We start from the raw sequence: 14,284 nt of genomic DNA, 5'->3' as shown, positions 1-14,284 counted from the left end.
TTATGATGGTTCGCATGACAGATCTTTGGCCCGCCCCGCATTCCGCGACCCCGATTACCCACACAGTTGAGGTGCCGGGGTCGAAATCGATGACCAACCGGGCCTACATCCTCACCGCGCTTGCGAACGGGCAATCCACCATTGCCGGTGCGCTGCGCTCGCGTGATACCGATCTGATGGAAGCGGCGCTGGCGTCAATGGGCGTGGAGTTTGCGCACGAAGGCGGCACGATTCGCGTGAATCCGCGCGAACTGCGCGCCGCCGAGGTGGACTGCGGGCTGGCCGGCACGGTCATGCGGTTTCTGCCGCCGGTTGCGGCGTTCGCGCATGGGCCCGTGCTTTTCGACGGCGACGAGTACGCACGCAACCGCCCCATGACCACCATCCTCGATGCGCTGCGCCAGCTCGGCGTGGCTGTCGCCGGCGATACCTTGCCTTTCACTGTCCACGGCCGCGGCAGTGCGGAAGGCGGCGAGGTGGAGATCGACGCCTCCGGATCCTCGCAGTTCGTCTCCGGGTTGCTCTTGTCCGCCGCCCGGTTCGACCGCGGCGTGACTGTGAAGAACACCGCCGGCATGCTGCCGTCGATGCCCCACATCGAGATGACGATTCAGATGCTCGCTGACGCCGGCGTGCGTGTGCGCGCCGAGGGTCAGACGTGGCAGGTGGAGCCGCAGACTATCCAGGCGACGCACTTCGACATCGAGCCGGACCTGTCCAACGCCACCCCTTTCCTCGCCGCTGCGGCCGTGACCGGTGGCGCGGTGCGCATCCCGCACTGGCCGCTGGACACCACTCAACCTGGCGATGTCATCCGTCTCATCTTGGAGCGCATGGGCTGCGAAGTGGACCTCATTGCCGAGGGCAAACACCACACGCTCGAGGTGCGCGGGCCGCAGCGCGGCGGCCTGCGCGGGCTCCGCATCGACATGAGCGACATCGGCGAGCTCACCCCCACCGTCGCCGCCCTCGCCACGCAGGCGACCACCCCGAGCGAGCTCACCGGCATTGCGCACTTGCGCGGCCACGAAACGGATCGCCTAGCCGCGCTGACCCGCGAGATCAACAACCTCGGCGGTGCGTGCGAAGAGCTCCCCGACGGTCTGCGCATCACCCCCGCCGAGCTGCACGGCGGCACGTGGGCGACCTACGACGACCACCGCATGGCCACTGCCGGCGCGATCATCGGCCTTACAACCGAGGGCGTGATGGTGGAGAACATCGGCACCACCGCGAAGACATTGCCGGACTTCGACGAAATGTGGACTGCGATGGTGCACCGTTAATGGCACGGCGAGGCTTCGGCGACCTGTCGCGCTATGACGAGTCCGACGTCCGTATCCGCCCCGGCAAGGGTTCCCGGCCGCGCTCAAAGGACCGGCCTAGCCACGACGACGCTAAGCACGGCATGGTGGTGACCAAGGATCGCGGGCGTTGGGGCGTCATGCTTGACGACGACACGTTGGTCACCTGCATGCGTGCCCGGGAACTCAAACGCCTCTCCATCGAAGTGGGCGACCGTGTCGGTGTTGTCGGCGACACCTCTGGCGAGAAAGACACCTTGGCGCGCATCGTGAAGCGCGAAGACCGCACCTCCGTGCTGCGGCGCACTGCCGACGACACTGACCCGTACGAGCGCATTATTGTTGCAAATGCAGAGCTCCTGCTCATCGTCGTTGCCGCCGCCGACCCGCCGCCGCGCACCGGTTTTGTCGAGCGGGCGCTTGTCGCCGCCTTCGACGGCGGGGTGACCCCGATCGTGTGCATGACCAAGTCCGACATCGCCGACCCGTCCGAGTTCCAGCGCGAGATCGAAGACCTCGACGTCGATGTGTACGAGGTGGGCATCGAAGAACCGATCGACGCACTCGTGGCGCGCATTACCGGGCATGTCTCCGCTTTGATCGGCCACTCGGGAGTGGGCAAATCGACGCTGGTCAACCGCATCGTGCCGGAGGCGGACCGCGAAACCGGCGAAGTGTCCGGTGTGGGCAAAGGGCGCCACACCTCGACTCAGTCGGTCGCGCTGCCGCTCGACGGCGGCGGCTGGGTCATCGACACTCCCGGCATACGCTCCTTCGGGCTCGCTCACATTTCACCCGAGACCATCATCGACGTGTTCCCCGAGCTCGCCGTTGCGACCGAACAGTGCTCCCGCGGTTGCAACCACCTGGGTCCGCCGGCGGATCCGGAGTGCGCGTGGGACGAATTCGACCTTGACTCCCCCATTGGTCGGCGGGTTGCCGCCGTGCGACGCCTCCTCGAGGCGCTGCACTCGAACAACGAGTGGGAACTAAAGCAGCTCGACGAGGAACGGTAGCTCGCTAGGGTCGTAGAACGCCATGTAGTTGTCTTGGGCGTCCCCGACTGCCAACTCGGCGTCTTCGTCGCCGAGATCGGCGGCGTCGACAAGCTCAATGGCTCGTGCGGTAGCTTCCTCCGCTTCCTTCACATCAACGTGGATCGCCGCGACATCCTTGAGCTCAACTGGGCCCGACAACTTGACCACCGACTCGCCCATGTCGGGCGCGAGCTCGGCATCGGTGTCGACAGAGATCACGACCCTGCGGTGCGGGAACTTCTCCTCGTCCCCGATGGCGAGGAGACGCAGGGACGCGAGCGCGGCATCGTCGAAAGCGATGGCCTCGATCTCTTCCTGGTCGCCCGAGGTGTAGAACTCGGTCAGCTCGGGTGTTGCCGCGAACCCCCAGCCGTTACGGGCGTGGACCAGCCCGTCGGCGTCGAGAGATTCGAGCATCCCGAACGTCGCGGGGAGGTACACGCGCACTAGAACTCGCCCTCGATGCCGAACAGTGACTGGATTTCCACCGCGGTGCGCTCGAACGCCGTGTGGAGGATGCCGATCATGCCGTATTCCACGGCTGCGCGGACATTCATGATGTCGTCGTCGATCATCACGCACTCCGGCAGGTCCACATCGATCGCGTCACACGCCGCCTGAAACGCGGTGCGCTCGGGCTTCTCTGCCCCAACCTCGCCGGAGAGGACAACGGCGTCAATGTCGCCGCGGAACTCCCACTCACGGATCGCATCGGCGGTTTCGGTGTCCGCTTCTTCGTTGGAGAGGATGCCGGTGGAGATACCCTTTTCCTTCACCGCCGCAATCAGCGCCTGCCAGCGGGGCTGATCCTCCGGGTCAAGATCCAGAACGCCTGCGTAATCGATGAGCAATCCTTGCATTCGACGTATCGCCTTTCGCTGTAGTCCACCAACGCGGTTCCCTTCCGCGTGCGCATTCAAATGAGCGCGCGCAACCTAGCGGCCGCGCTGCGCGAGCGAGCACAATACTACCTGCCGCCACCGTATTCAGCACCACGCGCGTTTGCCCCGCGCTCGCTGCTGGGACTGTCCGTCAGCCGTTCTGCACCAAGCCATTTTGTCCCCCTGAGGTACCCACCATGTCGCAGTACTACTACGCCCCCGGCCACCAGTACATCAAGGTCGTGGTGCCTCGACCGAAACGGCCAGGCGCCGACCACATGCCGTCGATACGCGCAATGCCCCAGAAACCGGTCTCGCCGCTGGTGCGCGACGCCCTTGAAGCGGCGTTTGGCAACCGCAGCCCCGAATCGCTCACCCACGCCCTGTTCGCGATGGGCGTGCGCAACCACATCCGGGCGCGACGACGCACCACCCCCGAACGCGGCAAGGTGCAACTTTTGTCCTGCCACGTGCGGGAAGGCGGCGAATGGTTCGGCACCGTGGCGGTGTCGGGCAAGCGCTACGGGTGGGCGGCCCGCATTGAAGACGGCCGTCTCACCTCGTTCAAGGTGCTTTAAACCTCTGCGGTGTCCTGCTGCTCGAACTGCTTGCGCATCATGAACAGCTGGCGCACGGTCTCCTCCTGGACGGCCTCGTTCATCGCGTGGAACATGTCGCCGCCCTCCTTCTGGTACTCCACCAGCGGGTCGCGCTGCGCCATTGCGCGCAGACCGATGCCTTCCTTGAGGTAGTCCATCTCGTAGAGGTGCTCGCGCCACTTGGTGTCCATCACTGGCAGGATGACCATGCGCTCGATGTTGCGCATCTGCTCTTCCCCACCGATAGCCGCCACGTTCTGCTCGAGCTCGTCGTACTGGGTCTGCGCGTCGTCGATAATGGCTTGGCGCAGCTGCTCGGGGGTGAGCTCGCCGGCGCGGCCGTACTCGGTGCCGTCAATAAGCTCTTGCGGAGTCATCGTCGGACCGTACAGCGAGTCGAGTGCATTCCACAGCTCGTCGAGATCCCAGTCCTCCACGTAGCCCTCGCGCGTCGCGCCGTCGACGTAGGCGCCGACCGTCTCGTCGATCATGCGGCGCACCTGCGCCTCGATGTCTTTCGAGCCGAGAATTTCTTGACGCTCGCGGTAGACCACCTTGCGCTGCTCGTTGAGCACCTCGTCGTATTTCAGAACGTTCTTGCGCATCTCGAAGTTCTGGTTTTCCACGCGGGACTGCGCGGACTTGATGGCGTTGGAGACCATCTTCGCCTCGATCGGCACATCGTCCGGAACGTTGAGACGGTTCATCATCTGCTCCATGGAGGTACCCATGAAGCGGACCATGAGCTCATCGCGCATGGAAAGGTAGAACCGCGACTCGCCCGGATCGCCCTGGCGGCCGGAACGTCCGCGCAGCTGGTTGTCGATGCGGCGCGACTCGTGGCGCTCGGTGCCGATCACGTAGAGGCCGCCGGCTTCGCGCACCTCGTCGCCAAGCTGGCGCGAACGCTCCTTGGCCTGCGGGAGCTGCTCGTCCCAGGCCTGCTGGTAGCGCTCCTCGTCCTCGAACGGGTCGAGGCCCTGCTCCTGCAGCTTCGCGTCAAGGAGAATTTCCGGGTTGCCGCCCAGCACGATGTCGGTACCGCGGCCGGCCATGTTGGTGGACACGGTCACCTTGCCCGGCAGACCGGCCTCAGCGATGATGCGGCCCTCTTCCTCGTGGTGCTTCGCGTTCAGCACGTTGTGCTTGATGCCCTTGCGGGTGAGCAGCTGCGAGAGGTATTCGGAGCGCTCCACGGAGGTGGTGCCGACCAGCACCGGCTGGCCCTTCTCCACGTGCTCGGCGATGTCGTCAGCCACAGCGGCGAACTTCGCCTCCTGCGTCTTGTAGATCAGATCGTCGTGGTCGCGGCGCTGGTTCGGCTTATTCGGCGGAATGGCCACCACATCGAGCTTGTAGATCTGGTGCAGCTCGGCCGCCTCAGTCTCTGCGGTACCGGTCATGCCGGCCAGCTTGTTGTAGAGGCGGAAGAAGTTCTGCAGCGTCACCGTCGCTAGCGTCTGGTTCTCGTTCTTGATCTCGACGTTTTCCTTCGCCTCGATCGCCTGGTGCATGCCCTCGTTGTAGCGGCGGCCCGGCAGCACACGGCCGGTGAACGAGTCTACGATCATCACCTCGCCCTGGCGAATGATGTAGTCCTTGTCGCGCTCGAAGAGCTCCTTTGCCTTGATCGCGTTGTTAAGGTAGCTCACCAGCTGCGAGTGCTCCGGCGCGTACAGGTTGTCGATGCCCAGCTGATCCTCGACGAACTCCACGCCTTCTTCGGTCACGCCGATGGTGCGCTTGCGTTGGTCAACCTCGTAGTGCTTGCCTTCGCGCATGCGCGGGGCAAGCTGCGCAAAAACCGTGTAGAACTGGCTCGACCCGTCGGCCGGGCCGGAGATGATGAGCGGGGTACGCGCCTCGTCGATAAGAATCGAGTCAACCTCGTCCACGATGGCAAAGTTGTGGCCGCGCTGCACCATGTCCGACGACGAGCGCGCCATGTTGTCGCGCAGGTAATCAAAGCCCAGCTCGTTGTTCGTACCGTAGGTGATGTCCGCGTCGTAAGCTTCCTTGCGCTCCGGCGGGCGCAGCTCGGAGAGGATCACGCCGACGTTCAGGCCCAGGAAGTGGTGGACGCGGCCCATCATCTCCGCGTCGCGCTTCGCTAGATAGTCGTTGACGGTCACGATGTGCACGCCCTTGCCCTCAAGCGCGTTGAGGTAGGCCGGCAGCACCGAGGTCAGCGTCTTGCCCTCGCCGGTCTTCATCTCTGCAACCGAGCCAAAGTGCAACGCCGCACCGCCCATGAGCTGCACCTTGTAGTGCTTCTGACCTAGGACACGCCAGGAGGCCTCGCGCGCGGTGGCAAACGCGTCAATCAGGATGTCGTCGAGCGTCGCGCCACCCTCGAGCTGCGCCCGAAACTCGTCGGTCTTGGCCTTCAGTTCGGCGTCCGTCAGCGCGGAGTATTCGTCGTCAAGCTCGAGCACCTGGTCGGCGATCTTGCCCAAACGCTTGACAGTGCGACCCTCGCCAGCGCGGAGCAGCTTCGTCAGTCCATTAAACACGGTTGTATAAATCCTTTAAGGTCGAGGAAGCGTCAACGCGCTATTGTACCCACACGAAGTTTTGAACTCCGAGCTGGGCAGCTGAGAACTTGCTGGGGAGCAAAAGCGCCCGCACCCTAGTCGGTTTCCAGGGGTGCGGGGGCTCGTTGCTTATCGACGGCTTCGTGCTTACGCCGTACTTACGCCTTCACGTCAGCAGACGCCGGGTTCATGGCCTGGTCCCCGGCAGCCGCAGAGATCTCGGTCTCCGGCGCGAGCGCGATCAGCCCGTAGTCGAAGGCGTGGCGGCGGTACACCACGCTCGGTCGCTGTGTTTCCTCATCGATGAAGAGGTAGAAGTCGTGGCCTACCAGCTCCATCTCGCTCAAAGCGTCGTCGACGCTTATCGGGTTGTTCGGGTGCAGCTTCCGGCGGACGATCTGACCCGGCTCGAGGTCAGCAAACTGATCGGCGTAGGGGTCGACGTCGTACTTGCCCGGCTCCTCGGCGCGGGCCTCCGCAGCCTGGTTGGCAAGCTCTGCCGCCATGACACCGGCCGACTTCGGGGCGCGGTGGCCAGAGCGGGAGATCTCACGGCGCACCTTCACCTTGCGCAGGGAACGCTCCAGTTTGCCAATCGCGGATTCCAGCGCGGCGTAGAAGCTGTCTTCCTTCGCTTCCGCCCGGGCGAGATGACCTTTGCCGGTTGCGGTGATCTGAATACGCTGCGCCTGCGCTTCACGACGCGGGTTGGGCTCGTGCTTCAGCTCAACATGGAAGGAGGTCAGCGAAGGATCAAGCTTCTCGATCTTCGCCAGCTTGGTGTTCACACGTTCCTGGAAGTGCTCCGGCACTTCGACGTTGCGGCCGGTGATGGTCACGTGCGCGGAGGGGCTCAACCCCTCAGCTTGCTCGGAACCGGTTTCAAAACCCTGGTCAAAACCCTGGCCAATGCCCTGGCCAATGCCCTGGTCAATGCCCTGGTTGATGGCCTGATCGTGCTCTGCAGATGTCATCTGCTTCCTCCTAGAGATAGTAGGAACGGGGTCACTTCCGAGTATACAACTGGTAATAACCATTCAGACGATAGATTGATTCAGCTTTTGCAAATCAGGCTTCGCAAATTGCCACGCAGGCAGCCACATCGGCGCCGTGAGCAAGCAGCATTTCGACGCTTGCGGTCAACGTCGCCCCAGTCGTCACCACGTCGTCGATGACGATGCATTGCTTGGCCGGCACACCGGAGATGCGCACTGCCCCAGCAAGGTTCGCCCGGCGCGCGGCGGCATCCAAATCCGCCTGGTCGGCGGCGCGCTCCGACAGCTCGAGCACCTCCACCACTGCCCTGCCGGACGCGCGGCACACCGCCGCCACCGGATCACCCCCGCGAGCGCGTGCCGACGACGGCCGCGTCGGCGCCGGCACCAGCACCGCCCCGTGCGGGATCTCGCCGCGCACTTCCAAATACTCCAATGCGGCTGCCAAGACTGCACCCACGTGGCGGCGCACGATGCGGTTGTTGTGCTCCTTCATCGCCAACACCACCGAGCGATGCGCATCGGCGTACGGGCCCAACGCGAAGACCGGCGCGTGCGGCGGGGTCGGCGGAAAGACGCGCCGCGGGGGCGTGGCAAGGCGGGTGCGGCAGGCGTCGCAAAGCACATGCCCCGCCAACCCGCACCCCGCGCAACGGCGAGGCAGGATGAGCTCCCCCAGGCCTGCCACTAGCGAGCCACAATCGGCAGGGCCCGCTCCCCCTGCAGGCCCGGCACCTCGCGCCATAGCGGGTTGTCCGCGCCGGTGTTGGGCAGCTGCAGCACCGCGTTGGCGTCGGTGACATAAAGCATGTTCGGCGAGGCGGCGACCGCCACCACCGGCGCGGAGATATTGCCCACGGACAATGCGGTGGCAGACGAGCCGTCCTGTTCGACGCGCAGCACCGGGGATACGGATACCGACGTGCCCACGATCAGCGAGCCGTCCGGCTGCCAGTCGGCGGAGACCACTTGTCCGCCGAGCTCCGCTGCGTACTCGACCACGTTGACAATCGCGCGCTCGCCCGGCGCGCGGCGCTCTACGATGCCGGTGTAGAGGTGGCCGTCGATGACCATGACCACCCGCGCACCCGAACGCGACAGCCGCAACACCGAGATGTTGCCGCTCACGCCCTCCGGCAACTCCGCGACAATCTCTTCGGTGTTCACGTCCCCGGTGGCCGCGGACTGGACGGAGCGCAGGATGCGTGTGCCGTCGGCAACGGTCCACACCGCGGCCGCCTTCGACTCGAAGGACGGGCGGGTGAAAGTATCCGCGGTGACCAGTTCGCGCGACTCCTCGCCGAACGCCCCGGCGCGCAACGAAGCCCCTCCTCCGCCGCCGCCTGCATCCGTGACCGCGGCCCAGCGCCCGGAGGCGGTGATGTCCGCGGTAATGACGTTTTGTTCCTTGCCCAGTTCGTTGTCCAAAGGCGTCAGTGACCCGCCGTCGATAAGCGAAATGCTCCCATCGCTGAGTGCGTAAAGGGTGGATTCGCCTGCGGTCTGCACAAGTGGGCTGAGCTCGCCGAAATCGTCGGTGGTGAGCTTCGGGGTGTCGGTGAGTAGGGGCGCGCCGTCCGCTTCAAGCGTGAACGGCCCGGAGATGCCGGCCGAGGCGAGCGTCCAGACGATCTGCGCGGCGAAGCGCGTGCGGTCCTGCTCGCTCACCCCACCGAAGCCCGAGAACGTGTACGCGCCGTCCTCGAAGCCGGTGTACGACGCGCCGGCGGGCAAGATGCTGGCGACGGCGGGCTGGAGGCGCTGCGACGGGCCCTCCATGATCAGCGAGATGAGCGCACTCGGCAACGTTTCGCGCCGCGAGAACAACCAACGGCGGTCCGTGACCAGCTCCTGGCCCTGCCCGTCGAAAAAGTACAAATTGAACGGGATGTACTGATTGCGCAGCTCCGTGCGCTCAAGCACCACGCCCGCAGGCAGCGACGCAATACGCCACTCCCCTGCGACCAGCTCCATCTCAATCGTCGCCTCGTATGAGCCGCGTTCCGGGCGGTACGAGCCGCCCTGGCCGAGGATGCCCACGACGTTGCCGTGCACGTTGAAATACGTGCGGTTGGCCTGCCCGCCCGGCAGCGTGGTCACGCCCAACCGGTCCACGATGATCGTCTCCTCCTGCGCGTCCCACGCGTCCGAGGCCTGCGGGGTGAGGAACGCGCGCGCGGCCTCGTAGTCCGAAGACGGGATCGCCGACGCGGAGAAGAAGTCGCGCAGCAGCAGGTCCGGCTCGCGCCCCGCCTCCGGCGTGATAACGGGGGCGGCAGTGACCTCCGAGTTGAACGGCCGCAGCACGTGCGGGTCAGAGTTCGACGGCAGCGTCGCGCACCCCGCTGTCAGTGCCCCCACAAGCCCAAGTGCAGGGAGGATTGCAGTCTTACGCATCGCGCACCTCCGGAGCAGGTTGCTTATCGACGCACTCTTGGTCTCCGCAGTCCACGCCCGCCGCCGCGTCATCCGCGCCTTCGACTGCCGCGCGCGCTTCAACGACCGCGTTCGACTCGCCTGGTGCCCGCAGCTCGACCGGCGCGTGGACGAAACCGGCCTCCGGGTCGCGCGGCAGCACGAGGCGGAACTGCGAACCCTCGCCGGCGACACCCGCGGCGTCGAGAGTGCCGCGGTGAAGCTGCGCATCCTCGCGAGCGATGGCGAGGCCCAAGCCCGTGCCGCCGGAGTGGCGCTTACGCGACTTGTCCGCTCGCCAGAACCGGTTGAACACCAGCTCCTCCTGGCCGGGTTTCAGGCCCACGCCGCAATCCGTGACAGTAACGGCGACTGCCTCGTCGTTCTCGAACAGATCCACGTGGACAGGGTTGCCTTCCGAGTGGTCGATGGCGTTGGCGATGAGGTTGCGCACGATCCGCTCGATGCGGCGTGGATCGCCTTCGATCTTCACCTCGTGGTCGGGGATGCCGAACTCGACGGGCACATTCAGCTCGTCGGCAAGCAAACGAGTCTGTGCCCACGCCGAGTTGATCGGGGTGCGCACGTCCATGATGGTGCTGGCCAGATCCGCCACACCCGCGTCGTGGCGGGAGATTTCGAGCAGGTCGGTCAGGAGCGCCTCGAAGCGGTCCAGCTCACGGATCATCAACTCGGAGGCGCGGCGTTGCGTAGGCTCGAGCGATTCCTGGTCGGACGCGATCATGTCGGCCGCCATCCGCACCGTGGTCAGCGGGGTGCGCAGTTCGTGCGAGACGTCCGAGGTGAATTGGCGTTGCAGGTCGCCGTACTCCTCGAGCTGGTTGATCTGGCGCGAGAGCTGCTCCGCCATGTTGTTGAAGCTCAGGGCGAGCACCGCCATCTCATCTTCGCCCTCCACCGGCATGCGCTCGCGCAGATGCCCCGAGGCGAAGCGCTCCGCCGTACGCGAGGCGGAACGAACCGGGGCGACGATTTGTTGCGAGGCGAGCCAGGCGATGCCCACCAACAGCACGATCACAATGAGGGCGGCCGAGGCGAGCAAACCGCGCATGAGCGCGAGCGTGGAAGCTTCGTTATCCATGTTGGTGACCAGGTAAAGCTGCAGGTTCGGCACGTCGGAGTCCGTCGGTGTACCGATGATCAGCGCGTTATACGGACTGCCGTCCGGTCGCTCGACCACCGCGAACTGGTAGGCGACGTAGCCCTGCGAGACGAACTCGACGAGCCGCTCCGGCACCCGGTAGGACTCCGGCGACGAGGTCACCGTGCCGTGGGTGCTTTCCACAAGCAGCACCGGCTCATAGACGTTGGCCACGTCCGAACCTTGCTGGGTGCGCTGAGTCAAACTCGCCCGGGCCGAGTTGAGCCGTGCTTGCAACGAGGAAGTGGAGGCGGAGGTGTCGATTTGCTCCTCGACGACCACGCGCGCCCGGTCGATTTCCACACTCGCCGCATCGATCTTCGCCTGCGCGATGCGCTGCGTGACCACCGTGGCCAAAGTGAAGCCAAGCACGGACATGACCACCGCGGACACCAACAGCACTGTGCCCACGAATCGCACCTGCAGCGAGGTGCGCCAAGCATCTGCGACGCGCTCCCCAGCGCGTCTGATCCGGTTCGATGCCAGGATCTACACCCCCGCCTGGCCGGTGCTCGTCGGCTTGCCAGTCTTGTAACCGACGCCACGCACCGTCAGGATGATTTCCGGGTTCTCCGGGTCGTGCTCGATCTTGGAACGCAGGCGCTGCACATGCACGTTCACAAGGCGGGTGTCTGAGGCGTTGCGGTACCCCCAGACGTTCTCCAACAGCTCTTCGCGAGTGTGCACCTGATTCGGGCGACGCGCCATCTCCAGCAACAGGTCGAACTCGAGCGGGGTGAGGCTGATCTCGGCGCCGCTGCGGGTCACCATGTGTTGCGGCACATCGACGGTGAGGTCGCCGATGTGCAGCACCTCCGCGGGTTCCTCATCCGAGCGGCGCAGGCGCGCGCGGATGCGCGCCACCAGCTCCTTGGGCTTGAACGGCTTGGTGATGTAGTCATCCGCGCCCGACTCAAGGCCAAGCACCACGTCAACCGTGTCGGTCTTCGCGGTGAGCATCACGATCGGCACCGCGGATTCCCTGCGGATCTCGCGGCAAATATCCACACCGTTCATACCCGGCAGCATGAGGTCAAGCAGGATCAGGTCGGGCTCGTACTTGCGAAACGCAGGAACCGCAGCGGCACCGTCGGTCACCGACTCCGTTTCAAACCCTTCCGCTTCCAACACGATGGTCAGCATCTCGTTGATGGCGGGGTCGTCGTCGACAACCAGGATCTTCGGCATCATGTCGGCTCCTTATCGCAGTGCGTGTACTGCCTTTATAATAACCGCCGAATCAGTGGTGCTCACCCACGGACTCGCCCAGCTCCCGTGCGCAAGCGCCGCGTAAGCCGCAAACGTCGCCTCCTGGAGGGCGCGGTCACGCTCGTAGCGGTCGCGGGTGCGCTGCGCGTCATCCGCCTCGCGCTTCGCAGCGCGCTCGCCGGCAACCTCCGGGGTCGTGGCGACCAGCACCTGAAGATCCGGCTTCGGCAGGCCGAGGCGGTTAAATTCCAGCTCCGCGACCCAATCAGCCGCAGCTGCGTCCCCGGTGCGTGCCCAGGTGTAAGCGGCGTTCGAGGCGCAGTAGCGGTCCAATATGATCGTCTCATCGGGGTTGCCGGCGTAACGCTCCAATACCGGCAGCGCGCCGTGGCGATCCAGCGCGAACACCACGGCCATCGCGTGGGCCGAATCGGTCATATCCCCCATCTCGCCGTGCAGCGCCGCCTGGGCCAACTGCGCGGCTGCCGATTCGTCGTAGCGGGGAAACGCCAGCGAGGTGGCCTGCAACGGTTCCAAGAGCCCGTCGACAAGCGTGCGCTTGCCGGCGCCATCGATACCCTCGATTGCGATGATCATTAGTACCGGTAGTGCTCCGGCTTGAACGGGCCTGCGACGTCGACCCCGATGTACTCCGCCTGCTCCTTGGTCAGCTCGGTGAGCGTGCCGCCGAGGGCCTCGACGTGGATGCGGGCGACCTTCTCGTCGAGAATCTTCGGCAGGCGGTACACCTCGTTGTCGTAGTGGTCGGCGTTGGTGAACAGCTCGATCTGCGCGATCGTCTGGTCGGCAAAAGAGTTGGACATGACAAACGACGGGTGGCCGGTCGCATTACCCAAGTTAAGCAGGCGCCCCTCGGAGAGCACGATGATCGCGTTGCCGCTCGGCAGGTCGAACAGATCCACCTGCGGCTTGATATTCGTGCGGGTGACATCGTCGCGGTGGATCAACGAGTGCATGTCGATCTCGTTGTCGAAGTGGCCGATATTGCCCAGGATCGCGTGATCCTTCATCTGCAGCATGTGATCGAACGTGATGATGCCCAGGTTGCCGGTCGCGGTGATGACGATGTCTGCGTCACCGATCGCGTCCTCCACAGTGGTGACCGCGTAGCCGTCCATGAGCGCCTGCAATGCGTTGATCGGGTCGACCTCCGTGACGCTCACGATCGCGCCCTGGCCGTTCAGCGCTTCTGCAACACCTTTACCCACGTCGCCGTAGCCGCAGACCAAGGCCTTTTTGCCGCCGATGAGCACGTCGGTGGCGCGGTTAATGCCGTCAATGACGCTGTGGCGAGTGCCGTAGCGGTTGTCGAACTTCGACTTGGTCACCGCGTCGTTCACGTTTATCGCCGGAAACGGCAGAACGCCTTCCTTGGCAAAGTGGTACAGGCGGTGCACGCCAGTGGTCGTCTCCTCGGTGACACCCTTGACTTCTTCAGCGGTGCGGGTCCAGCGGGTGCGATCTTCCTCAAGGACCTCGCGCAGCATGTTGAAGAACGCGATCTGCTCGTCCGAGTCGCCCTCCTGCGGCTGCGGCACGGCTCCGGCCGATTCGAACTCGGTGCCCTTGATCACGGCCATGGTCGCGTCGCCGCCGTCGTCAAGAATCATGTTCGGGTACTGATCGCCCCAGTCGAAGACCTGCCGCAAGCACCACCAATACTCGTCGAGGGTCTCACCTTTCCAGGCAAACACAGGCACACCCTCGGGGTTCTCAGGGCTCCCATGCTTGCCGACGACCACCGCAGCCGCCGCGGGATCCTCCGTCGAAAAGATGTTGCACGAAGCCCAGCGCACCTCGGCCCCAAGCGCGGTGAGGGTTTCAATCAACACCGCGGTTTGGGTGGTCATGTGGATCGAGCCGGCGATACGCGCCCCCGCCAGCGGCTGCTCGTCGAAGTACTCTTCGCGCAGCGCCATCAAGCCCGGCATCTCGTATTCAGCGAGCTCGATCTGCTTGCGTCCGGACTCGTAGAGGTTGATGTCGGCGATCTTGTAGTCGCCCACGGTGGGGTTGGCCGCGTCAGCCATAGAGGTGCTCTCCTTGACAAGGATTCGATATTTTTCGGTCTGTTTGCTGCACCTACTGTAGCCGTGCCTGTAGCTGCGCGAACTGCGTCCCCATCGC

The 14,284-nt window shown here is 64.8% G+C and carries 13 protein-coding genes; 3 read left to right on the top strand and 10 right to left on the bottom strand.

Annotated features, from left to right (window positions below):
• Positions 1 to 5 precede the first annotated feature (5 nt).
• Positions 6 to 1,286 (top strand): 3-phosphoshikimate 1-carboxyvinyltransferase, encoded by a 1,281-nt coding sequence (gene aroA / locus CGLAU_RS02840; RefSeq protein WP_095660994.1) that lies wholly within the window; start codon positions 6 to 8, stop codon positions 1,284 to 1,286.
• The gene (rsgA, locus tag CGLAU_RS02835; protein WP_095659395.1) at positions 1,286 to 2,320 is read left to right on the top strand and encodes a ribosome small subunit-dependent GTPase A; all 1,035 of its coding nucleotides are present in this window, start codon (positions 1,286 to 1,288) and stop codon (positions 2,318 to 2,320) included. The genes aroA and rsgA overlap by 1 nt, the downstream gene beginning before the upstream one ends.
• On the opposite strand, the gene CGLAU_RS02830 is transcribed toward rsgA, so the two are convergent.
• Positions 2,294 to 2,788, bottom strand: coding sequence for a DUF6912 family protein (locus CGLAU_RS02830; RefSeq protein WP_198304987.1), 495 nt, complete (start codon positions 2,786 to 2,788; stop codon positions 2,294 to 2,296). The genes rsgA and CGLAU_RS02830 overlap by 27 nt on opposite strands.
• Entirely contained in the window at positions 2,788 to 3,261 is a 474-nt protein-coding gene (locus tag CGLAU_RS02825; RefSeq protein WP_332461820.1) for an HAD family hydrolase, read from the bottom strand. Before CGLAU_RS02825 ends, CGLAU_RS02830 begins: the two co-directional genes overlap by 1 nt.
• A 158-nt stretch (positions 3,262 to 3,419) precedes the next feature.
• On the opposite strand from CGLAU_RS02825, the gene CGLAU_RS02820 reads away from it, so the two are divergent.
• Complete coding sequence (locus tag CGLAU_RS02820; protein WP_095659393.1) at positions 3,420 to 3,800, top strand: hypothetical protein; 381 nt, start codon at positions 3,420 to 3,422, stop codon at positions 3,798 to 3,800.
• Here the strand turns inward: CGLAU_RS02820 and secA are convergent.
• From secA to ahcY, 8 genes are all read right to left on the bottom strand, one after another.
• Entirely contained in the window at positions 3,797 to 6,334 is a 2,538-nt protein-coding gene (gene secA, locus CGLAU_RS02815) for a preprotein translocase subunit SecA (protein WP_095659392.1), read from the bottom strand. The two genes, CGLAU_RS02820 and secA, sit on opposite strands and share 4 nt — an antisense overlap.
• 179 nt (positions 6,335 to 6,513) lie before the next feature.
• Positions 6,514 to 7,329 carry a ribosome hibernation-promoting factor, HPF/YfiA family gene (hpf, locus tag CGLAU_RS02810; RefSeq protein WP_095659391.1) on the bottom strand — a complete coding sequence of 272 codons (816 nt, stop codon included), beginning with the start codon at positions 7,327 to 7,329 and terminating at the stop codon, positions 6,514 to 6,516.
• Between the two features lie 94 nt (positions 7,330 to 7,423).
• The gene (locus CGLAU_RS02805; RefSeq protein WP_095659390.1) at positions 7,424 to 8,038 is read right to left on the bottom strand and encodes a ComF family protein; all 615 of its coding nucleotides are present in this window, start codon (positions 8,036 to 8,038) and stop codon (positions 7,424 to 7,426) included.
• On the bottom strand, positions 8,038 to 9,747 hold the full coding sequence (gene lpqB / locus CGLAU_RS02800; protein ID WP_095659389.1) for an MtrAB system accessory lipoprotein LpqB: 1,710 nt from the start codon (positions 9,745 to 9,747) through the stop codon (positions 8,038 to 8,040). The genes CGLAU_RS02805 and lpqB overlap by 1 nt, the downstream gene beginning before the upstream one ends.
• Positions 9,740 to 11,398 carry an MtrAB system histidine kinase MtrB gene (gene mtrB, locus CGLAU_RS02795; protein ID WP_415877150.1) on the bottom strand — a complete coding sequence of 553 codons (1,659 nt, stop codon included), beginning with the start codon at positions 11,396 to 11,398 and terminating at the stop codon, positions 9,740 to 9,742. The genes lpqB and mtrB overlap by 8 nt, the downstream gene beginning before the upstream one ends.
• 18 nt (positions 11,399 to 11,416) lie before the next feature.
• Positions 11,417 to 12,118 (bottom strand): MtrAB system response regulator MtrA, encoded by a 702-nt coding sequence (gene mtrA / locus CGLAU_RS02790; RefSeq protein ID WP_095659388.1) that lies wholly within the window; start codon positions 12,116 to 12,118, stop codon positions 11,417 to 11,419.
• Between the two features lie 9 nt (positions 12,119 to 12,127).
• A complete protein-coding gene (locus CGLAU_RS02785) occupies positions 12,128 to 12,733 on the bottom strand; it encodes a dTMP kinase (RefSeq protein ID WP_095659387.1) in 606 nt (201 codons plus the stop codon).
• Positions 12,733 to 14,187 (bottom strand): adenosylhomocysteinase, encoded by a 1,455-nt coding sequence (gene ahcY / locus CGLAU_RS02780; protein ID WP_095659386.1) that lies wholly within the window; start codon positions 14,185 to 14,187, stop codon positions 12,733 to 12,735. The genes CGLAU_RS02785 and ahcY overlap by 1 nt, the downstream gene beginning before the upstream one ends.
• Positions 14,188 to 14,284 lie beyond the last annotated feature (97 nt).

It is taken from the genome of Corynebacterium glaucum, from assembly GCF_002287505.1.
Classification (GTDB): Bacteria; Actinomycetota; Actinomycetes; order Mycobacteriales; family Mycobacteriaceae; genus Corynebacterium; species Corynebacterium glaucum.
This window is presented reverse-complemented; position numbering and strand designations above follow the sequence as displayed.

What these genes read in the sequence shown, in the direction of transcription:
- aroA (WP_095660994.1), top strand. Translation starts at nt 6, where the DNA reads ATGGTTCGCATGACAGATCTTTGGCCCGCCCCGCATTCCGCGACCCCG.
- rsgA (WP_095659395.1), top strand. Translation starts at nt 1,286, where the DNA reads ATGGCACGGCGAGGCTTCGGCGACCTGTCGCGCTATGACGAGTCCGAC.
- CGLAU_RS02820 (WP_095659393.1), top strand. Translation starts at nt 3,420, where the DNA reads ATGTCGCAGTACTACTACGCCCCCGGCCACCAGTACATCAAGGTCGTG.
- hpf (WP_095659391.1), bottom strand. Translation starts at nt 7,329, where the DNA reads ATGACATCTGCAGAGCACGATCAGGCCATCAACCAGGGCATTGACCAG.
- lpqB (WP_095659389.1), bottom strand. Translation starts at nt 9,747, where the DNA reads ATGCGTAAGACTGCAATCCTCCCTGCACTTGGGCTTGTGGGGGCACTG.
- mtrA (WP_095659388.1), bottom strand. Translation starts at nt 12,118, where the DNA reads ATGATGCCGAAGATCCTGGTTGTCGACGACGACCCCGCCATCAACGAG.
- CGLAU_RS02785 (WP_095659387.1), bottom strand. Translation starts at nt 12,733, where the DNA reads ATGATCATCGCAATCGAGGGTATCGATGGCGCCGGCAAGCGCACGCTT.
- ahcY (WP_095659386.1), bottom strand. Translation starts at nt 14,187, where the DNA reads ATGGCTGACGCGGCCAACCCCACCGTGGGCGACTACAAGATCGCCGAC.